This is a genomic window from Coleofasciculus sp. D1-CHI-01 (assembly GCF_040218875.1).
In the GTDB taxonomy this organism is placed as follows: Bacteria; Cyanobacteriota; Cyanobacteriia; order Cyanobacteriales; family Coleofasciculaceae; genus Coleofasciculus.
On sequence record NZ_JAVJQP010000001.1, the window covers coordinates 1 to 20,481 of the forward strand.

The 20,481-nt window shown below is 44.9% G+C and carries 15 protein-coding genes and 2 pseudogenes; 5 read left to right on the top strand and 12 right to left on the bottom strand.

Going from position 1 to position 20,481, the window contains the following annotated elements:
* Both RIB93_RS00005 and RIB93_RS00010 read right to left on the bottom strand, forming a co-directional pair.
* Positions 1-217 (bottom strand): annotated as a pseudogene (locus RIB93_RS00005) (IniB N-terminal domain-containing protein); the annotation flags it as partial.
* A 15-nt stretch (positions 218-232) separates the two neighbouring features.
* Complete coding sequence (locus RIB93_RS00010) at positions 233-1,441, bottom strand: NupC/NupG family nucleoside CNT transporter (RefSeq protein ID WP_446369083.1); 1,209 nt, start codon at positions 1,439-1,441, stop codon at positions 233-235.
* A gap of 242 nt (positions 1,442-1,683) precedes the next feature.
* On the opposite strand from RIB93_RS00010, the gene RIB93_RS00015 reads away from it, so the two are divergent.
* Positions 1,684-5,901 (top strand): PAS domain S-box protein, encoded by a 4,218-nt coding sequence (locus RIB93_RS00015; RefSeq protein ID WP_446369085.1) that lies wholly within the window; start codon positions 1,684-1,686, stop codon positions 5,899-5,901.
* Positions 5,902-5,944: 43 nt separating this feature from the next.
* Here the strand turns inward: RIB93_RS00015 and RIB93_RS00020 are convergent.
* Positions 5,945-6,960, bottom strand: a pseudogene (locus RIB93_RS00020) (cysteine desulfurase family protein).
* 39 nt (positions 6,961-6,999) lie between these two features.
* On the opposite strand from RIB93_RS00020, the gene RIB93_RS00025 reads away from it, so the two are divergent.
* Both RIB93_RS00025 and RIB93_RS00030 read left to right on the top strand, forming a co-directional pair.
* Positions 7,000-7,371 (top strand): DUF4365 domain-containing protein, encoded by a 372-nt coding sequence (locus RIB93_RS00025; RefSeq protein WP_446369087.1) that lies wholly within the window; start codon positions 7,000-7,002, stop codon positions 7,369-7,371.
* Positions 7,372-7,467: 96 nt separating this feature from the next.
* On the top strand, positions 7,468-8,007 hold the full coding sequence (locus RIB93_RS00030) for a hypothetical protein (RefSeq protein ID WP_446369089.1): 540 nt from the start codon (positions 7,468-7,470) through the stop codon (positions 8,005-8,007).
* Between the two features lie 308 nt (positions 8,008-8,315).
* On the opposite strand, the gene RIB93_RS00035 is transcribed toward RIB93_RS00030, so the two are convergent.
* Both RIB93_RS00035 and RIB93_RS00040 read right to left on the bottom strand, forming a co-directional pair.
* Positions 8,316-8,657, bottom strand: a complete 342-nt coding sequence (locus RIB93_RS00035) for a DUF433 domain-containing protein (protein ID WP_446369091.1) — start codon at positions 8,655-8,657, stop codon at positions 8,316-8,318.
* A 143-nt stretch (positions 8,658-8,800) separates the two neighbouring features.
* Entirely contained in the window at positions 8,801-10,207 is a 1,407-nt protein-coding gene (locus RIB93_RS00040; RefSeq protein ID WP_446369093.1) for an HNH endonuclease domain-containing protein, read from the bottom strand.
* A 231-nt stretch (positions 10,208-10,438) separates the two neighbouring features.
* Between RIB93_RS00040 and RIB93_RS00045 the strand changes: the two genes are divergently transcribed.
* Together RIB93_RS00045 and RIB93_RS00050 are read left to right on the top strand one after the other, a co-directional pair.
* Entirely contained in the window at positions 10,439-10,651 is a 213-nt protein-coding gene (locus tag RIB93_RS00045; RefSeq protein WP_446369095.1) for a hypothetical protein, read from the top strand.
* A gap of 128 nt (positions 10,652-10,779) precedes the next feature.
* A complete protein-coding gene (locus RIB93_RS00050; protein WP_446369097.1) occupies positions 10,780-11,127 on the top strand; it encodes a hypothetical protein in 348 nt (115 codons plus the stop codon).
* A 30-nt stretch (positions 11,128-11,157) separates the two neighbouring features.
* On the opposite strand, the gene RIB93_RS00055 is transcribed toward RIB93_RS00050, so the two are convergent.
* The 7 genes from RIB93_RS00055 to RIB93_RS00085 form a co-directional block, all read right to left on the bottom strand.
* Positions 11,158-11,760: a Uma2 family endonuclease gene (locus RIB93_RS00055; protein WP_446369165.1), complete on the bottom strand. Its 603-nt coding sequence runs from the start codon at positions 11,758-11,760 to the stop codon at positions 11,158-11,160.
* Positions 11,761-11,922: 162 nt separating this feature from the next.
* Complete coding sequence (locus tag RIB93_RS00060; RefSeq protein WP_446369099.1) at positions 11,923-12,525, bottom strand: Uma2 family endonuclease; 603 nt, start codon at positions 12,523-12,525, stop codon at positions 11,923-11,925.
* Between the two features lie 63 nt (positions 12,526-12,588).
* Complete coding sequence (locus RIB93_RS00065; protein ID WP_446369101.1) at positions 12,589-16,104, bottom strand: hypothetical protein; 3,516 nt, start codon at positions 16,102-16,104, stop codon at positions 12,589-12,591.
* Positions 16,104-17,066, bottom strand: coding sequence for a DUF4007 family protein (locus tag RIB93_RS00070; RefSeq protein ID WP_446369103.1), 963 nt, complete (start codon positions 17,064-17,066; stop codon positions 16,104-16,106). Before RIB93_RS00070 ends, RIB93_RS00065 begins: the two co-directional genes overlap by 1 nt.
* A 586-nt stretch (positions 17,067-17,652) precedes the next feature.
* On the bottom strand, positions 17,653-18,489 hold the full coding sequence (locus RIB93_RS00075) for a Uma2 family endonuclease (RefSeq protein WP_446369105.1): 837 nt from the start codon (positions 18,487-18,489) through the stop codon (positions 17,653-17,655).
* Positions 18,490-18,587: 98 nt separating this feature from the next.
* Positions 18,588-19,238 (bottom strand): HEAT repeat domain-containing protein, encoded by a 651-nt coding sequence (locus tag RIB93_RS00080; protein ID WP_446369107.1) that lies wholly within the window; start codon positions 19,236-19,238, stop codon positions 18,588-18,590.
* A 267-nt stretch (positions 19,239-19,505) separates the two neighbouring features.
* Positions 19,506-20,333, bottom strand: a complete 828-nt coding sequence (locus tag RIB93_RS00085) for a HEAT repeat domain-containing protein (protein ID WP_446369109.1) — start codon at positions 20,331-20,333, stop codon at positions 19,506-19,508.
* Positions 20,334-20,481 lie beyond the last annotated feature (148 nt).

Below are 20,481 nucleotides of genomic sequence, written 5' to 3' on the forward strand. Positions count from 1 at the left end.
CCGCCCCTACGTTTGTCCCTAAACCCGCCCCTACGTTTGTCCCTAAACCCGCCCCTACGTTTGTCCCTAAACCCGCCCCTACGTTTGTCCCTAAACCCGCCCCTACGTTTGTCCCTAAACCCGCCCCTACGTTTGTGGCTAAACCCGCCTCTACAATTGTGGCTAAACTTGCCCCTACTGTAGAAGAAAGAACGAGTTTTAATGAAATACGTGCCATGTTAGTTTATAGTTTCTACAATAACATTCCAGCAATACAAGCCGTCATAAAACAAGCGAGTGTTCCGCCAATTAAAGCTCTCACCCCTAATCGTGCTAAATCAGGTTGCCGATTCGGTGCGATTCCGCCAATTCCACCCAGTTGAATCCCAATTGAACCAATATTGGAAAAGCCACACAAGGCGTAAGTAGCAATAATAATTGACCGTTCCGATAGCTGAGATTGCTCAATCAAGGCTTTGAGATCCAGATAAGCAATAAATTCATTCAAAATCGTCTTTTTTCCTAACAAAATTGCCACCTGACCACAATCTGACCAAGGAACGCCCATCAACCATGCCACGGGAGCCAAAATAATCGCTAAAATTGATTCTAGCGTGAGCTGGGGTAGTCCTACTAATCCACCCAACCACCCCAAAATGCCGTTCACCATGGCTAACAATCCCAAGAATGCAATCAACATCGCCGCTACATTGGCGGCTAATTTTAACCCATCCAGCGCCCCCGTCGCCGCCGCATCAATCCCATTCACTGTTGTCGGCTTTACCTCCAGGGTAATTTTCCCAGCGGTTTTCGAGGATTCTGTTTCCGGATACAAGAGTTTAGAAATGGCTAAAGCGGCTGGTGCGGACATCACCGAAGCAGCGATGAGATGTTCGGGAGGAATTCCAAAGGAAATATAAGCAGCCAAGACACCCCCAGCTACAGTGGCAAATCCTCCTGTCATGACGGCGTGTAACTCCGAAAGCGTCATTGTTGATACGTAAGGTTTGATTAATAGCGGGGCTTCCGTTGAACCGACAAAGATATTCGCTGCTGCACTCAGGGTTTCTGCGCCCGATGTTTTCAAGGTTTTGAACATTACCCAAGCTACCGCCTTAACCACCTGGGGCAGAATTTTATAGTGATAAAGAATCGTGATGAAAGACGAGAAAAAGATAATCGTAGGTAAAACTTTGAAGGCAATAAAGCGCTCCTCTAAATTTTCACCCAAGACAAACTTTGCCCCAGCATCAGAGAAATCCAGAAACTGAGTCACTAACTGCCCTAAAAACTCAAAGACAACCAACCCTGGTGCTGTCCTGAGAATTAACACCGCCAGAATTAACTGCAAGGCAATTCCCCATAATACAGGTTGCCAGCGAATCGCCCGCCGATTGACTGATAAAACGTAGCCTAAGCCGATGAATACCAGCAGCCCCAAGGCAGAAATTAAGCGTTCCATAGTATTTCTCTGACTACAAAATACAGATATCCCCAAAAGTCGTCTATACTTAAGGTTTACTCATTGGATTTGACAGGTTTAATCCTAAGTCATTTCGTGGCGATCGCAGAAAAAAAATCATCGCCCCAGCCAGCCAGTATGAAGTATCGAGAGAAAAAATTAGATAAAACCCTGAAACAAGTCTAGAAATCTTGAATTAAATAGGAAGACAGAAAAACCGTTGGCTTCAGGAGCGCTTCTCCATGAGCATTGCTACTGCTTTTAAACTGAATCATAACAATGGTTTAGCGATCAATCGCTATCCTCCCACCGTGACACCCGATATCTCGGTGGATGAGGCTTTAGCGCGGATGACTCAGACTCACAGCAGTTGTCTACTTGTACTAGCAAATCATCAGCCGAATAGTCCGGTTGTAGGTATTTTTACTGAACGAGATACCGTGCAACTCATTGCTTCCGGTGTTGACTGGCGAACCTTATCTCTGGCGTCTGTGATGACGACTTCAGTGATGACGATCACAGAAACTGAAGCTCAAGATATTGTTACCGTGATTAATCGGCTGCGTCAATATAAAATTCGTCATCTTCCGGTGGTGGGAGAGATGGGAAACTTAATCGGTGTAATCACCCCGCAAACGATTCGCCATGTTCTCCAACCCGTTGATTTACTTAACCACAAAAAAGTCTCTGAGGTGATGGCTACCCGTGTGATTCACGCCATGGACATTTCTATTCTGGAATTGGCACAAGTGATGAATGCACAGCGAGTCAGTTGTGTGGTGATTGTTGAGGAGGCTGAGTTTCCTGTTTCAACGCAAAATTTAGTCAGGGCGGGTGTTGAAACGTTACCATCAATAGGGCAACCAAATTCCCTAAACCCGCCCCTACACAATCAAAACTTGCTTCGCCCAGTGGGTATTGTCACCGAACGAGATATTGTCCAGTTTGGCAACTTGGGATTGGATCTGGCGAACACCCCCGTTACCACCGTAATGAGTACGCCTTTATTACTCATTCAACCTACTGACTCGATTTGGAGTGCCCATCAACTCATGCAGCAGCATCGCGTGCGACGGTTAGTTGTATCAGATGAAACCGGAGAATTGGCGGGTTTAATTACTCAGACGCAGATCCTGAACACGATTAATCCCATTGATATTTATCAAACCGTGGATACCTTAGAACATTTGTTAGATCAGCAAACCTATCAATTACGCCAGTTAAATCAGCAACTGCGACAGGAAATTAGTAAGCGTGAATTACTGCAAGCGAAATTTCAATCCTCTGAAGCCAAGATCCGGGCTGTATTTGAGGCAATGACGGATATCGTCCTGGTTATTAATACTCATGATCACCAGATTCAAGAGATTGAAGTTATTCCCACGTCTTCAAGTTGTCTGTATGAGGATGGAACATTTATAGATCAGATAATCCAGCGATTGTTAGGAGATCCCACAGAAACGGATTCAGTATGGGTGGAAACGATTCAACAGGCGATCGCAACTCAACAAACACTGACTCTAGATTACTGTCTTTGGCTACAGGGGCAAGAGGTTTGGTTTAGTGCCAGTATTTCCCCGATCGCAGAACACTCGGTTGTCTGGGTGGCGCGGGATATTAGCGATCGCAAACGGATGGAAGCTGAACTGCGAGAGAGTGAAGACTGTTTCCGTAAGGCGTTTAACTACGCGGCTAGTGGGATGGCGTTAGTCGCCCTCGATGGTTATTTCCTGAAAGTGAATCGTTACTTGTGTGAAATTCTTGGCTATTCCGAAGCCGAATTATTAGCCAAGACTTGCCCAGAAATTACCCATCCCAGTGACTTAGAGGCGGAACGTGAGTATACTCGTCAACTCCTCAACGGTGAAATTCGTTACTACCATTTAGAAAAGCGATATATTCATAAACAGGGACATAGTATCTGGATTCTCTTGAGCGTTTCCCTGGTGCGAGATAGTCGGGGTAACCCGTTGTATCGTCTTGCCCAAATGCAAGATATTACCAAGCGAAAACGGATTGAAGAAGCCCTGCAAGGAAATCAACGGTTGCTGCGGGCGATTACTCAGGCAAATCCCAGTATCTTGTATATTTATGACCGCATCAATAAGCAAATTCTTTACTTTAATCGCAAAATCCAGAACCTACTTGGCTATACACCGGAAGACGTGATCCAAATGGAGGAAGATGTTCTAGTCACACTAATGCACCCCGATGATTTACCGGGAATTCTCCACCATTTGCAGCACCTAGAAACGGCTAAACCCGACCAAGTTTTTGATTTAGAATATCGAATTAAGCACAAAAATGGGGAATGGCGCTGGCTGTCTAGTCGAGAGACTGTCTTTACCTGGAACCAAGAGGGGAAACCGGAGCAAATTTTAGGCACAGCCACCGATATTAGCGCACACAAACAAGCTGAAGCCGCCCTGCGGGAAAGTGAAGAACGTTGGCAATTAGCGCTTCAGGGGAATCAGGATGGGATTTGGGATTGGAATATCACCACGGGGGAAGCCTTAATTTCTGATCGCTACCGCGAAATCCTGGAATACGATACCGCTCAATTTAAACTTGATTTTCAGGGATGGCAAAACCATCTGCATCCGGATGATATTCCCTTGGTGAATCAGAGTCTACAAGATTACCTAGCGCAAAAAATACCCCATTACGCGATCGAGTATCGTCTACGCTGTCAGGATGGAACCTACAAGTGGCTACACTCTCGCGCCCAAGCCCTCTGGGATGAGGCTGGATATCCGGTGCGAATGGTGGGTTCTACCCGCGATATCACCGAACGCAAACAAGCTGAAGAACAACTTCGCTATCAGAAAGAACTGTTACAAAAGATTTTTGACCATATTCCGGTGATGATTTGTTTTTATGATGCCACGGGTTATATTCGATTAGTGAACCGAGAAGTGGAACGGGTTTTAGGGTGGTCTAAAGCTGAATTGGATACGATTGATTTGTTAACCGAATGTTATCCCAATCCCAAAGATCGTCAGCAGGTTTTGAACTTTATGTTCAATGCGTCCGGGAAATGGCAAGATTTCAGCCTGCGGACTAAAAACGGTCAAATTCTGGAAACCTCTTGGGCAAATATTCGCCTCAGTGATGGTACCAGTATTGGCATTGGGCAAGATATTACCGAGCGCAAACGGGCAGAAATCAAACTGAGAAAGAGTGAGGAACGCTGGCAATTAGCGCTCTCAGGCAATAATGATGGGATTTGGGATCATAATCTGATTACCAATGAGCATTTCTTATCGCCCCGTTGTCTAGAAATACTCGGATATGACTATGAGGATATCAATACGTTTGACAAATGGATGAGTTACATTCATCCTGATCATGTTCCTTTAGTTCAGGACACCTTTCAACGGCATCTAAACCGCGAAACACCTGATTATTCCCTAGAGTATCAGATGCGCTGTCAAGATGGAAGTTATAAATGGGTGTTGGTGCGGGGACAGGCACATTGGGATGAGATAGGCAATCCTATCCGTGCTGTTGGTTCAATTACTGATATCACCGATCGCAAGCAGGCGGAGGAACGAGAGCGGCAAAAAACACGGGAGTTAGAATTCACTCTCAATCAATTAAAACGCACTCAAACCCAACTGATTCAAGCCGAAAAAATGTCTTCGTTGGGACAAATGGTGGCGGGAATTGCCCACGAAATTAATAATCCCACCAGTTTTATCTATGGGAATATCGAGCCAGCAACGGAGTATGCTCAAACTCTGCTCCACTTAGTCCAGCTTTATCGACAGCATTACCCAGAACCTGTCAGCGCGATCGCGGAAGAACTGGATAGTATCGATGTTGATTTTATTGCCTACGATTTCCCCAAACTACTAGCCTCTATGGAAGAGGGGGCGAATCGAATCATTAAGATTGTCCAATCCTTACGCAATTTTTCTCGTTTGGATGAAGCGGAGTGCAAGCAGGTCAATATTCAGGACGGGATTGATAATACGCTGTTACTCTTACAGCACCGACTTAAAGAACAATCCCATCGTCCTCAAATTCAGGTGATTAAAGAGTATTGTCAATTACCAAAGCTTAAATGTTATCCGGGTCAGCTAAATCAGGTGTTTATGAATATCCTCAGTAATGCCATTGATGCGCTAGAGGAGAAACTGGAAACTGACCTGGACTTTGAACCCAAACTTTGGGTTCGCACGGCTGTCATTCCTGGTAAGGAAGAGTCGAAAGATAGCGAGAATCAGGGGAGTTCAAAGGTGGTAATATATATGGGAAACAATGGGGCAGAAATACCGACCGAGGTTTATCAGCGTATATTTGATCCATTTTTTACCACAAAACCTGTGGGTAAGGGAACAGGTTTAGGATTATCCATCAGTTATCAGATTGTCGTGGAACGCCATGGGGGTGAGTTGCGCTGTGAGTCGATTCCCGGTCAAGGAACGGAATTCGCGATCGCATTACCAAGTTTGTAGAGACGTTGCATGCAACGTCTCTACAATGGTGCTTGGTTTTTGTCTAATTTCCATCAATAGCTTGACGAATTTTGCTAACGGCTGTTGACAAAATTTCAGCGGCTTGACTAATTTCTGTATCGGTTGTGAATTTGCCTAAACCGATACGTAATGCCCCCTCTATTAAATTATCCGATAACTTGATCGCTCGCAGTACATGAGACGGTGTTTCTACCCCCGACGTACAGGCGGAACCAGTGGAGATGGCGAGTTGGGAACGGATTCTGGCAATCACTGCACTATTGGGAATATCGGGAATAGAAATATGGAGATTCTCAGCAAGGCGGTTCGTGGTATCGCCATTAATGACAACGCCGGGAATGCTGTCTTGCAATAGGGTTTGCAGTTTATCTCTAGAGAATGCGATCGCGGTTTCATCTTCGGTCATTTCTAACTGACGCAGGCGACAGGCTTCACCTAAACCGACAATACCGGGAACATTAAGTGTACCCGATCGCATACCGTTCTGATGACCTCCACCCCAGAGAATCGGTTCTAGGGGATATTTTTTTCGCACCACTAATGCGCCTGAACCCTTGGGTCCATAGAGTTTATGGGCGGAGATGGCGAGGTAGGTGATCCCCCAGTCGTGAAAATTGATGGGAATTTTTCCGACGGCTTGGGATGCATCACAGAGGAAGGGAATTCTGTAGGTTTGGGCAATTTGTCCGATATTTTGGATGGGATAAATCGTGCCAATTTCGTTATTGGCTGCCATAACACACAGCTATGGTGTAATCTAACGAATCCTTGCAGGGCGAGGTTAATGCTTTCAGTTGCGCCAGAGGTGAAGATAATTTCCTTGGTGGATGAACTGATTAAGTGAGCGATATGAGTTGCGGCTTGGGAGACAGCTTGTTCGGCTTCATCTCCATAAGTATGGTCAATGCTGCTAGCGTTACCAAAGGCGGTAGTCATGTAGTGTAGCATTTGGGTTGCCACTCTGGGGTCAGTGGGGGTGGTAGAGTGGTAGTCGAGGTATATGGGGCGGGATTGGCTGGACTGCTGGGATAGGGACATAATTTAATTTGCGATAACTGGGTAGAAGCTTTAATCAGGGTGAATATTAACATCCAAAAAGAAGAATTCAGCTATGCTTATGTTTATGCGATCGCCTCAGCCGCAGGTTACTCGTTCCAGAGAACAACTACGCCCTTAGATCAACTGGGAATTGACTTAATCTTTACAGGGATTGGTGTGCAGGGCATAATGGGGAATCCTCAGCTTTACGTTCAACTCAAATGTACTTCAAGAGCAATTCTAGATGAGAATTATCTGAAGTATCCACTCAAAGTTAAGAATTACAAAGAACTGAGAGTTCCCCAGCAATATCCACCTCTAATCCTCGTGGTTGTTGTAGTACCTGATAACATTAATGACTGGTTATATCAATCAGGAGGTGTCATTGCAAGGTCAACCTGCTATCTCTAATCAAACGTCTGTCACTGTCTCAATTCCGCGCCAAAATGTTTTTACGGCTGATGCCTTGAAGAGGATTATGGACAGTCTGGAAAAAGGAGAAACATTATGAAACCAACGATTCAAAATGCGGATTTACTACTGGGTATACAACCGACAGAAGTTGCTAAGTATCTACAATCTCATGGTTGGCATGAACAAAATCGGATGGAAGAGAAAGCTTCGATTTGGACATTACCAGCTAATTCAGAGCCAGAATTTGAGATAGTTTTACCATTGAAGCCTGAAATTCCTGGTTTTGCGTTACGCCTTTATGAGGTGGTGCAAACGCTAGAACTTGTGGAAAATCGTTCTTACTTTCAAATCTTAGGTGATTTAGTCACTCAAGCTACGAATATTCACGTTCAGGGAATTATTACTCAGTTGGACAAGTTGGGTGAAGCTGAACGTGTAATTTTGATGGGGTGTGCTGTCGGGAAGTTCCGTAAAATTAAGTTTGATTTAACAGCAACAGACTATCCCTTCGCTGTTAAAGCTTATCAAGAACGTTTACCAGTAGTTTGTACGGGGGATTTAGTTAAAGCGAATGAGCTTTTTGTACTGAAAAATATTCGTAATTTTGCTCTAGATGAGTCATGGAAAAACTAAACTGGAGTGGTTGGCGATCGCAAAGCAGTTGATTCGGTAAGTTACCCAGAGTGCTAATGCACGATGGTAGCGTAACACAGCTACAATGGTGGAATAGATTTTACGGTTAAATCGGGCGCACGTCGGTGCGCCCCTACAATGCTAATCCTACTTTAAAGGGATGTGAAGAATTTGGTCTTGAAATTCATTTTATTCTGCTGCTAGGGCAATGAAAATTAAGTTATCAATAATTTATCCAATTTCTGCTCTAAGGCGAAGTACAAAGATTCCTGGAATGTGACAACCTTGGGATAAATGTTCAGTTAATTTTAATTTGCATTGAGAGCAACTTTTCCTGGTTCTTGCTCGGCTTTTAATTTCAGTAGTCTGACGACAGCAGGGGGAGGATTTTTCTCCTGATCTTGTTCGGATTGTAGGCAATACTCTAACCAGTTTCCTATATAGTTGCTTACTGTTTCTTTATGATGCAGGTAGTAAAGAATTGTGGCATAAACTTGCTCTAGAGTTAACGAGGAATAGGTTTGGGCTATTTCTTCGGCTGTACGGCGGCGATAGATGTATTCGTACAGGATGGTTTCAATTCCAATCCGTGTGCCTTTGATACGAATATCATCAGGGGTAATGAAGTCTAAGTAGTCTTCTAGTTGCATGAGTCAATCTTTTAGCGTGAGCAAGGAAGTAATCACCCCTAGACTACCATAAAGGGCAGTTAGAGATTATAATCAACAGCAGCATTGCTTTGAGCATCGTAAATCAACCAATTCTTCTGGATTCTATTAATTTACATCTGTGACTATCGATAATACCATTGACTAAACCCTTGTCTGACGGCTATAGATATTAAAGGAGTGAGAGTAGATTCATAAGCAGATTTTAAAATTGGCAAATCAAGAAGATCATTTTCATTATATATTTTTAAGTCATTGATATAAGCTTCAATATAATTGCTCCATTTTTTCCTCCCCATGATTTTCTTGGAAATAGAAAGCCCTATGTGCTGTAGATTCACAAAGTTATCAATATAGTCATCATTAGGGAGATAATTGGATTTTGATGAATTCACCTCTGGAAACGTTGGGATTAAGTTCCAAGGCTGATCGTGAGCGACAAATGACCAAGGCAAATAATGATCCAGGGAAAAACCGGAAGAAGGCAGAGTTCGCTTGGAGTAAATGCACTGTAGATTCGTTTGTTGTAAAATCAATTTCCAGTAAGCTTTTTGATTATTCAGAGAACCTCTTTCTTGAGGTGGGAATAGCTTGTTCGCAATAGCAGGCACATTAGGATTACGTTGCTGCATATACTTGAGCCATTCCCAAGATGCCCAAGCACGAACAATTGAATAGTTATTTTCTAGGTATGATACCCATTCGGGATGTAAAGTGATCGAACTGCAATCCTTATAGAGACTCGCATCAAAGCGGTACAACGGTTTTTTACTATCAAAGAGTGCAGCGGCTAGGTTGACAATTTCTTGTTCGTCATCACCCGGATTCGTTCGCTTCTTTCTACCCGCCTTGCTTGCTTTTACTTCTTGTTCAAAAAACGGTCGAATCAAGAGAAATGGTACATATCGTTTGAGACTTGAAACAATATCTTCTATGGGTTGATCACTAATTATTCTCCGCAAGTGTTTTTTGCCTGTATCATTAAAGATTATTTTTGTATCCGAAATATTAATATAAAGAAAGTCTAATTTATCAGCTATTTTATCTTGTAGACCAAAGGACAGCTTGAAATAAGTGTGCGGATACCAAGCATTAGCCAGCATTTCAATAATAATTTCTTGAAAACTAATTGGTGATAAAACATCAAACTGTCGCCTTTGTATAATATCCAAAATTGAAATAAAAAAAAGATATTTGTAGGAATTTGTCGTTTTTTTTAATAGCCTAGAGAATGCCGACACATCCACTGTGTCAGATTTGGGCAATTCCTGGATGGGAGTTGCCATCAGATCCATTTCTCCAGCCTGAGTTGGGTCAACTAGATAAAACTGGATAAAGTCCTTGGCGGCGGTTGGATTGAGTTCTCGAAGCACTCTGACAATACTAGCGACAGTTTCAGCCGTCGGATCGGTTTGTTCATGGAACCAGCGAAATACCACAGGGCGGTCAACTCCCAATGCACTTGCCAGACTGCTTTGACTGATGCTGTATGTTTCTAGTACGTGTCGAAGTGCTTTGCCTGCCTGTCCCATAGGTTTGATTACGTCAAAAAAGCGTAAGCTAGAATCGTTAACTTTAATAATAACACTTTACAGGTAATTAGTTAGCGTTTATGATAACTTTATTGCTCAGAGTTTCGCCCCTGGCATAAAGCTCTATCCCTCTGAATACAGGGCTTGCAAGACAAAAGGCAGCGCTTCACCTCCTACAGATCGTCGCTGCCTTTTGGGTTCCATTCCGTATTGAAAAGGAGACCTTCAACCATGATAGAACGTTCAAGCCATCTACAGGATTGCCCTTGGGCGGTTGTTCGGATTTTGCCCAAGTGTCAGCGTTGCGTTGTCGCCCGTTACTACAATCGTCAAGACGCGGATGACTCTCTCAGGCTGTTGCGGCGTTTCATTCCAGCAGCAGTATTCGAGCTAATCTTCGATCCTGTGGTTGAGAAAATTCTGGTTAACAAGCCTGATGTCTAAAGTGATTCTGGCTTTCTCAGGTGAGTTAAATCTCTGAGAAACTCGTTGAAATCCCCCCATTTTGGGGGGAAGCCAGGAATTTTGGCGAAGGATTCTTACACAGCAAACCTGAAAAATCTGTAATAACTATGCAACCACTACGTCATCGGATAAACCCCAAAACTTTTGTCATTACTCTCCGCCAAATTGCCAAATACTTGAAAATCAAGCCAGAGCGTATCCTGAATTGGGAAAAATGGTACAATGTCCTCTGGGTACATATCCAGGGACTCGGTAGTTATTTTATTAGTTACCGCCAACTCGAACAATGGATTGCTGCTTGTCGTACTTTGATACGCTTTTGCCCAAACTTGCAAGCTCTTAACTCCCTTTGGCAAAGCATTATTCAGGAAGCTTATCGATATACAGAAGCAGCGTTTTCCCGACTCGATACTATCTTTCAACAAAGATTGTCAGTTCTAAAATTGAGAACTTGAGAAATCTGTTCGCGATCGCGTCCTGGAAATTCACCAAATTTTGCTTAAATCCAGAACAAATCCGGGTAATACCGGATCACCGCTAATCGTAGCTGGATTATCTAGACATTCCACCGCGACTCCTGGACGATAGATATAAACCTGTCGCTTTTTGCGGTCAATCAGCCAACCTAACAGCGCCCCATTATCAATGTACTCCTGCATCTTAGTTTTAAGCGGGGTCAAATTATCAGAAGCCGATCGCAGTTCCACCACAAAGTCAGGACAGATGGGAGCAAACTTTTGCTGCTGTTCGGTAGTCAGGGCGTTCCATCGTTCTAGTTTTACCCAAGCCGCATCAGGGGAAACCTTTGCACCATTAGGAAGTGTGAAGCCTGTACTAGAATCGAAATAAATCCCCGTTCCGTCACGCTCTGACCAAACTCCCAACTTCACAATCAACTTAGCATTTCGATTTCCCGTGTCTGATCCGGTGGGGGGCATAATCAGCAATTCTCCTGTCACCGTGCGTTCAATTCGCAAGTCGCGATTAATTTGACAGAACTCAAAAAATTGCTCATCTGTCAGATTAATTATTGGCTGTAAATGCAACACCAACGGAGAATTTTCTACTTGAGTCGTTGCTTCTGTCATTGTCATGGCACACATCCTTGGCGGCTGTTGTGAAATAAGCTGTTCGGCATTTAAACCTTAATATCAATAATGGCGAAATCCTTGTAGTGCGAGCATCTTGCTCGCTACCCATTCCCAATTTAAATGCATGACAGCTTAGTACAGCGCTCTCCCTAGCTACCCTCACCAGATTTTGCTTAAATCCAGCACAAATCCGAGTAATACTGGATCAGCACTTACTGTTGCTGGATTATCCAAACATTCCACCGCTACTCTTGGACGATAAATATAAACCTGTCGCTTTTTGCAGTCAATCAGCCATCCTAACAGCGCCCCATTTTCAATATACTCCTGCATCTTAGTTTTAAGCGGTGTCAAATTATCAGAAACTGATCGCAGTTCCACCACAAAATCAGGACAGATGGGAGCAAAGGTTTGCTGCTGTTCAGGGGTTAGAGCGTTCCATCGTTCTCGTTTTACCCAAGCCGCATCAGGGGAAACCTTGGCACTATTGGGAAGCGTAAAGCCAGTGCTGGAGTCAAAGCCAACACCAGTCCCATTCTGTTCCGTCCAATTGTACAATTGTCCATTCAGTCTAAAATTGCGTCCACCTGTTTCCGAACCCGTGGGAGGCATAATTAGCAATTCTCCTGTCGCCGTGCGTTCAATTCGTAAGTCGCGATTAATTTGACAGAAGTCAAAAAACTGCTCATCGGTTAGATTAATTATCGGGTGTAAATGCAACACCAACGGATAATTTTCTACTGGAGTTGTTACTGTAGTCATAGCACTAATCCTTGCCTGCTGTTCCCTTATGTTGACAATTATTATCGGATGATAAACGACAACCTAGGCATAATCTTGTTTTTGCCCGTCCCCTCGATTTTGACGCCCCTCCCCAATTTGAGGCAATGTTTCAGACGCTAAATCAAACTCTCTCTGCACCAGTAGGGAAATGGCAAATTGCCGCAGTTGTGTGTTATTATTAGGCAGCGTTTTCTGCATATTTTCTACCAGTTCCTCTGCTTGGGTCTGCAAGTCGCGATCAATTCCCACAATTTGATTAATTTCTTGCCCATCCTGACGAGTTACGGTGATTCTAAGTGCCTCAAAACCCCCACCTTTGGCATCAACGTCTGCCCGCAACGCCTCCAAATTCTTAAACCGCCTAGCCACATCACAGAGGTTAATTTCAAACTGAGTCATATCTTCATCACTCCAAGACTCAGCCGGCTTATCTGCCACAATCATGACTAGGGCTTCTAACCATTCGGTATCTGTTTTGGTTTCATCAACTGCCGCATCGGTAAAACGTTTTAGCATACTCTCAACAGATTGTCTCACTAGGCGACTGGCTCGCACTCTTAAATCTTCCCGCAATTTAGCTTCATTGCTGCTAATCCCAAAGGCATCGTGCAATCGTGATTTACAGTCACTCAGCAAGCAGTCATAAGCTGTCTGAATCTCGTGCAGCGCTTGCACTAACTTTTTCCGTAAGGTTTTCGCCGTCTTACCCTCGTCAACTTCATTCGTACCAATAGCTGGCAACCCGCAAGCTTCCGGTAAGGATTTAAACAGTAATACGTCGGGTTCCTGGGCTTGCTTTAAGGTTTGTAAAACCGCTTGTGCTTCTGAACTGAGACTCCTGGTTTTCAGCGTGTACGCAGGTAGCTTTTTCACAAACTGAAATAGAGGCTTCGCCACCGCCAAAAGAGTTACATTCCTGACTCCCGCAGGCATTCGAGACTGAGGCGATTTCAACACCGCTTCGAGTTCCTTAAAGACACGCGATCGCAACCCCACGACTTCAAAATATTTAACCGCAAAACGTGAGGGATCTTTCACCAACAGTTCAAAATGCTCTGATCCCAAAATCGGGATAAATGTCCCATCTTTATAAACCCCAACATCATCAGTGTGGTACAGCAAAACTGCCGCTAGCAGCACTGGAATTGACCCTTGCTTGACACCGAATGGTGGTGCTTCTAATTGTTGGTAAAGTTTGTCTAAGGGGTTTTGTTTATCGTTAGCCGATTTTTGAAACGCTTCAATTGCCTGCCAAACCGTCAAAACATTGGAGTTTTTATCCGGTGGATAGAATCCCCAACCGTCCTCCTCCTGTCGATGAATCCCTGTCTCACCAAGTAGAGAATAATACATGGCGACTTCTGGACCATACCCTTCTAATCCTAATTTTTCTACCTCGGCATTTTCCAACATCGCCTCAATCAGTTCCCGTCTCGCCTTAGCGCCTTGAGACGTCAGTTCGCGGCGATTAATCAACTCATTCCAAAGAATCGGTGTTTTCAGATAAACCCTGTCACAAACATCTGATAACTTGGTATTCAAGTCTGTCGCATGGTTGATGGTTTCTCGTTTTCCCTGAATCCAACAAACATTCTGATTAACGGCTATATCAAACGCTTGACTCAAACTTTCATCAAGTAATCGTTTCGTCTCGAATAACCGATACTGAACTTCCCGTCTCGCCACCGCATCCGTCTGAAGTTGAGCCGCACTACTCTGAATTTTATCAAGTGCGGCAAATTCTAGCGCCCTAATTCGCAGAATACCCAGTTTTTTGGCACACAAAACAATTAACGGCTTCCCATCGGCGGTCAAAGCCGGGGGTTGACTAGGTAATTCTTCATCCACCCAACAAGCAATTAATCCATCACTATCTTTACTCTGACAACGTAGTTGCGCTAAATCCTGTGTCCGATTAACATATCGTCGCTCAAAATACCGCAACGTACCCGTTTTATAACTATGCCGTTGCGCCACTAACGGCTTCAGCGGATAGGTTTGTGACAAAAGACTAGACAGAGGCGATCGCTCTTGCTCAATCAACGCCGCCACTTCGCCTTCGACATTAAAATCAGAGCCTTCCCAAAGCCGCAGTTCATCCAACAACCGACGATGGGTAATTACATTTCGTCGTAATAAACGGTCAATAATATCATCCCAATACTGCTGATCTTGTTCCTGATTGGGTGAATCGCACATTGCCAGCGTCACCAGTTCGTGAGTGGCTTTCACCGCACCCGTTGTTGTTACTAAGTTAAGCAAGCCAATGGTCTTTAAAACCCTAAGCGAATCCGTATCCAGATGTTTGGCATCGGCAATTAAGTTCTGAATCTCTACCCACCGTTGCAAACCCAATCGAGAACCTAAACCCAATCCGGTGGCTTCAACGAAATAATCATAAACCCGATCCAATTTCAGGGTTGGCAATGGATCACCCTGCACCGTTGTTTCATCTAGAAACTTCTTAAATGAATAGGGTTCAGAACTGGTGAGAAACGTAAAGAGTGAGCGGTCATTTTGCCCATACTTAGCGCATAGCATGGGCAACACTAACGCTGAGAGGGGATGTAACGGATACACCGATCCCAGAACTTGTGGCGTCAGTTCTTCCGCCATGGCGATATCTTTCCAGCGCTCATCCAACCATTCCTCTGCTTGGTTATTGATCGCACAATGAAAACTTTCTGCCTGGGATTGATCAATAACTTGACCAATCAACCGCACCATTTGTCCAGCCGATTCTGTAAAGGGGATATCTTCAAACCGCCCTTGAATCTTTGCCCATTCGTTCCGTTGGACAGAGGCTAATCTCTGACCATATTCAGCAAAGGCTTGGTGCAGTATCCCCAGTATATACACAGGATAATGTCCCTCTCTGGGCAGTTCAGTTAACTGCTGCAACAAATATAAATCTTCCGCCCCTTCGTTATAGGCAGCAAATTCTAGATTTTTGCCTAACTCATCAATAATTAAAAAGACACCCGTTTGAGCCGCCTGAGCAAGTTCCTGCACTATCTGAGGAAGCCCTCGGCTATCAACGGTTTCTCCATTGGCAATTGCCGCTTCCCAGTCCAAAAGTTGACCAGCAATGGCTATTTTTGAGATCTCTGCTGATGACCAGAATAGCTTAATACCTCTGGCTAAAGCCCGAATCACCGTGTTACCAATCGGTTCTCGCTGTGCCGTAGCCACGGCTCTGACTAAACCTTGCTTGGGTTGTGTTTCCCTGAGACGACAATACTCTGCACTATCAGCGCCCAAAGCGTTTCGAGCAATCTCCAGCGCCTGCTGCTTAATCTGATCATTGTCTTTGGCACATAGAGCCGATACAAAGTGAGCAAACGCCGACTTCCCCGTGCCATAGACACTGGTTAGCGTCCAAGCCCGCTGGGATTGGGAGTCTTGCCAACCCGCTAAAATTCGTCTGAGGGCATCAACAGAGCGAGTGGTGGGAACATACCCCTCCAGGGCATCAAGTTGCTGCAAATCTCGCTCTAAATTAATCGAGCGAGAATAGCGCCGATTGAGGCTGAAATAGTCAGATAATGGTCGTTTCATTACTTTGCCCCACCGCGTCTTCTCGTACTGTAGTACCTGTCTAGGATATCGTGTGCTAGCGCCTTTGCCTGCTTTTTGAAGGAAAACTGAATCAATCCCGCTGAGTCAGAGAGAGTGAGATCCTTTGACCACCGCCCCACCTGTTCAATGGCGTCACAGACAGCACTTTCATTCAGCTTGAACGCCAAACCCGGGCTACCTGGATCAAAGGTAAGACTGGCAATGGATATGGTTTTCTGATTCCCTTTAAACGCGGCAAACTCCAAACAAGCAGCAACGACAACCTCGGCGGGGAGATTCGTTTTTGCACCCATTTGAAATCTGTAGTGCTTTGAGTTCCCTAGGGTTTGGATAATGCCAAGTTCGGCAAAAGGACAGTCAATGGAATCCTCACTCACGCCTGTCTTGGTATCGGGTTCTACATACATCCGCAAGATGCAGGTGATGTCTTTTTTTAGTGAGGCATCGACAATACGACTACCCAGACTATCCCTATAGTCACAAAGCGCCTCAAATAAATCATCGGCTGAAAATTCAACCGGACGAAAGACATGAAACGCAAAATACCAAGCCGTCGCCGAGCAGGTGGGTTTGAGGAGATACCAATGGAGTAGCCACAGCGAGGCGGGATCTTCTAGAAATTCATCCCAAGCGTTATCCGCCAACAATTGTTTGCCAAATTCTGAGGGACTATCATTGTCCAGCACTTTGAACGCCGAACACCAGTAACGAATCGAGCGCACCATATTCTTCCCCACGCCCAAACGTACAGGTGCATCCGGACTCAAAAAAATTCCTGGATCTTCAGTTGCCTTGTCAAAACCCTTCTTCAGCCAGCCAAACCGAGGATGAAACGTCTCGTGGCGGGCAAAGACAGGATTAACCGCAGGAACTTGATTATCGATTTCTGTTGACACTCCCCCGCTTAAAAGACGGGGGATTCTTGAGCTAATCGTTGCCATTTCGAGTCACCTCTAATTAGGTCTTACACGATTATGTCATACCCGAAGCAAACTAGAATATCACTTAATATCTAGAACTCCACTTTTTAGGGTAGCTCTCCAAGCTTTTACCTAAATTAATTAGGAAGTTTCCGTATGCCCTACGGTACTTATTAACTATTTAGTTTTTACAAAAATGCTATTCCGACTGAGAAAATCGGCATTGTACGAATTTTGGCTCGTTTGAAATCCTAGCAAGATCAATTACACCGTTTATGTTTTTCAGAAGGTTTTTATGTATACAGAGTTATCACCGACAAACTCTGTTTCTCACGTCACTATTGTACCTAAATCTAACAAGAAAAGCAACTAAAGTTGCTAGGCTAAATGCCTTGCTTGGTTTCATCCCTCGGATAAATCGCGAGGGAGCCTGCACCATCGCTTATCTGTAAACTCACTCCCCATGCTTGACATTATGGCTTTTATGTGAAGCTATAAGAGGTGTTGACCACATTGCTTGCGCTAGCCCTAAACCACTCTGATGCCAATAGAGTCTAACCTGGAGCTAAGGTAACACGAAGACGCGATCGCACCATTCGATTCCACTCTAACCACCCAACAATGTATTAGGATCAATTCCTGATTCCCGCAATCGCTCCAGCAAAGACTGTAACTGAGTTTCCGCCGTTTCTGCTCGTTGTCTCTCCTGTTCCGTCTCAGTCAAAATCCAATTCCCTTGAGCATCATACCAACGCAACCACAAACGCTCAATTCCTTGAAATTCCCCTTGCCACAATCCCAAACCTAAATCCAACTCAGGAATCCACACTCGCGACTCCTGTAACTCTAACTCTTGGTAATGTCCCCCGGCTAATGTAAAGACTCGTAACTGATTCGTATAACGACTAAAAACGGCATAATAAGGAATCCGTAAAATCCGCTCATAAACTTGCCATTTTCGCGGCGGTTTATGCTCAACTTGAGGCTCAATTACTTGCCCATTTCCTATACCTTCCCTCGATTCAACGGGTAGTGCTTCCGCTTCCGTTTCCCCTAAATCTTCCTTCTCCGTTCCTAGAGAGAGCAATTCTACCACCACATAAGGATTCACACCTTCTTGCCACACCACGTAAGACAAACGCATATCGACTTGCTCATAAAGTCGAGGTACACCCACCACCCCAAACCAATCGGGTCGCTTGTACCATCCTGGATGACGCACGTCGTAGTAAAGGTTCATGTCACTGGCATAAAATACCTGCTGTGGCGGATAATGAGGCGGACGAAATGTCAAACTCAACAATTGTGCCTGCCAATCATGGAATTCATCAGGCAAACCAGGCTCCTCCGGATCTTCACTCTTGAGATCATACATCGTCGGCAGTGTTTCTCTCGGCGACAAGGGTGGATCAGTTTGCGGTACGGGATATTGGAACGGAAACATAGGTATAGTCGCTAAAGCTTACTGGGTAAGTCTTTGAACCATATAGGGCTAAAGCCCTTACTACAAGCCTAATCTATCAAATTAAGTCTGCCACGCCATTACCCAGCCTTTGCCATTTCCGGTTGCAGTTGTGCTAAGGCGAATTGTACGCGGGTGCGAACGGCTAAATCTGACTCATCTTTCATCAGTTGCTCAAAATGAGCGACTATCTGTTGCCAATAATCCGGTTGGGTTTCGGTTACTACAGTGGCTAATCCTTGCAACCCTACCACGGAAGCATAACGCACTACCCATTCGGGATCATGGGAGGTTACCTGTAACGTTTTCAGCACTCGCCCTTGGGCTGAGGGACTCTCTGCAGGAGACAATTTTGACCATTGTATATCTCCTAAACCTTTCGCCGCCGCACGACGCACGCTTAGAGCAAAGTCGGTTTCAGCCGCATTCAGTAAGGTGTCTAAGGCTCTAGGATCAGCAAGTTGGGCTAAGGCTCGAATCGCCCAAGCCCTTCCTCCATAGTTATATTCATCAAGCAGGTTGAGTAATGGTTCTACAGCCACGTCTCCTAATTGCACCAATCCATCGACGGCGGCGACTGCGGCACCGGGGTTGTTATAACTGAGAACGGCAATTAATGTGGGTATCCCCGCTTCTATCTTGGCATTGGCTAAGGTTCGCACCGCAGCAAGTAAGCGAGGGGAAGAATCGGCTTGTTCAACGGCTTGAATTAGGTTTTGGTCATTTGTCATTTGTCATTCGTCATTCGTCATTTGTCATACTCGCAAGGCGAGAATCAAGTTCTATCATTCGTTATGTGTTATATTGTGTTTCTCATCAGGATTAGGTACTTATGTGAGGACGCCAGTTTACTTATTTGGGGCGCTTCTTATTGCTCCCCTCTCCCCTGGTGGGAGAGGGGCTGGGGGTGAGGGGGTTATGGCTCAAGTTGACACGGATGCCAAGGCTTGCGCCTCTACATTTGGGTGTACTATTAGCACTTTCGTAAATTTACAAGGTTACAGCAAGTCATCCATTAGCTTCATCAGATGGATTGATCCTTGTGATAGCTGAACGGATTCGCTGGCGGAGTTTTTCACTTCATGCTCTAATACCCCTTTGAGAGAAATGAGCTTTAAACTATTTTCCGCTAAGGTTTGAGCGATCGCATCTGCTGCCTTTAAGTAACCAATTGCCCCTAAATCGGCTAGTACAGCCCGTCGTAATTGTAACTTTTCCCCTTTTAAAGCTTGCACTAAGCGATCGCCATAGGCGGGATTCTGGGTTAACTGATACATGGCTCGTGTGGCGGCGTACTGTATCCGTTCTTGATTATGCTCTAGGAAGGGTTCGATTAATGCGATCGCCTCTTTTGCTCCTAAACTACCTAACGCCTCTATGACTGCATTATAAGGTTGTGCTAAGTGGGGTGATCCGGGTACAGGTTTAGCCGCCTCTATCCCACCCTCTAATAACCCCATTAACTGAGGAACACAAACGGGATCACCTAACATTCCTAACGACTGCGCGGCGGCTTCTCGTACATAAAAATCGGAGCAGTCTAGACAGTTTATCAGTGGCACAACCGCTTTGCGATCGCCCAACTTCCCCAGCGCCCGCGCTGCGTTGCGTTTCAAGGGATATCCGCCCGCCTCGGTACGATCTGCCTCTTCCTCTAACGCCACAATCAAGGCGTCGATTACGGCGGCGTCTCGAATCCGAAATTTTCCCAGCCACCACGCCGCATAATAGCAAAGACTTAAATCATCCCTTTGCTTGAGGTTCGTCAGTGCTTGTTCTATTGTTAAAGACTCGCCACCACTCGATTGTTCAGTTACAAATGTCATTTGTCTTATGTCATTTGTCTTATGTCCTTCACTCGTCTGGGCGGGTTTAGTTATATCTGGGTTCAGTAAGAAACGATAGTAGTAAAACCCGCCCCTACAAACTCAAAATTCAAAACTGTTTCTCCTTAGCTGGTAATCGGTAACAGAT

Excerpts from the sequence above, each read along its gene's own strand:
- RIB93_RS00010 (WP_446369083.1), bottom strand. The coding sequence starts at position 1,441 with ATGGAACGCTTAATTTCTGCCTTGGGGCTGCTGGTATTCATCGGCTTA.
- RIB93_RS00015 (WP_446369085.1), top strand. The coding sequence starts at position 1,684 with ATGAGCATTGCTACTGCTTTTAAACTGAATCATAACAATGGTTTAGCG.
- RIB93_RS00030 (WP_446369089.1), top strand. The coding sequence starts at position 7,468 with ATGAAACCAACGATTCAAAATGCGGATTTACTACTGGGTATACAACCG.
- RIB93_RS00035 (WP_446369091.1), bottom strand. The coding sequence starts at position 8,657 with ATGCAACTAGAAGACTACTTAGACTTCATTACCCCTGATGATATTCGT.
- RIB93_RS00040 (WP_446369093.1), bottom strand. The coding sequence starts at position 10,207 with ATGGGACAGGCAGGCAAAGCACTTCGACACGTACTAGAAACATACAGC.
- RIB93_RS00045 (WP_446369095.1), top strand. The coding sequence starts at position 10,439 with ATGATAGAACGTTCAAGCCATCTACAGGATTGCCCTTGGGCGGTTGTT.
- RIB93_RS00050 (WP_446369097.1), top strand. The coding sequence starts at position 10,780 with ATGCAACCACTACGTCATCGGATAAACCCCAAAACTTTTGTCATTACT.
- RIB93_RS00055 (WP_446369165.1), bottom strand. The coding sequence starts at position 11,760 with ATGACAGAAGCAACGACTCAAGTAGAAAATTCTCCGTTGGTGTTGCAT.
- RIB93_RS00060 (WP_446369099.1), bottom strand. The coding sequence starts at position 12,525 with ATGACTACAGTAACAACTCCAGTAGAAAATTATCCGTTGGTGTTGCAT.
- RIB93_RS00065 (WP_446369101.1), bottom strand. The coding sequence starts at position 16,104 with ATGAAACGACCATTATCTGACTATTTCAGCCTCAATCGGCGCTATTCT.
- RIB93_RS00070 (WP_446369103.1), bottom strand. The coding sequence starts at position 17,066 with ATGGCAACGATTAGCTCAAGAATCCCCCGTCTTTTAAGCGGGGGAGTG.
- RIB93_RS00075 (WP_446369105.1), bottom strand. The coding sequence starts at position 18,489 with ATGTTTCCGTTCCAATATCCCGTACCGCAAACTGATCCACCCTTGTCG.
- RIB93_RS00080 (WP_446369107.1), bottom strand. The coding sequence starts at position 19,238 with ATGACAAATGACCAAAACCTAATTCAAGCCGTTGAACAAGCCGATTCT.
- RIB93_RS00085 (WP_446369109.1), bottom strand. The coding sequence starts at position 20,333 with ATGACATTTGTAACTGAACAATCGAGTGGTGGCGAGTCTTTAACAATA.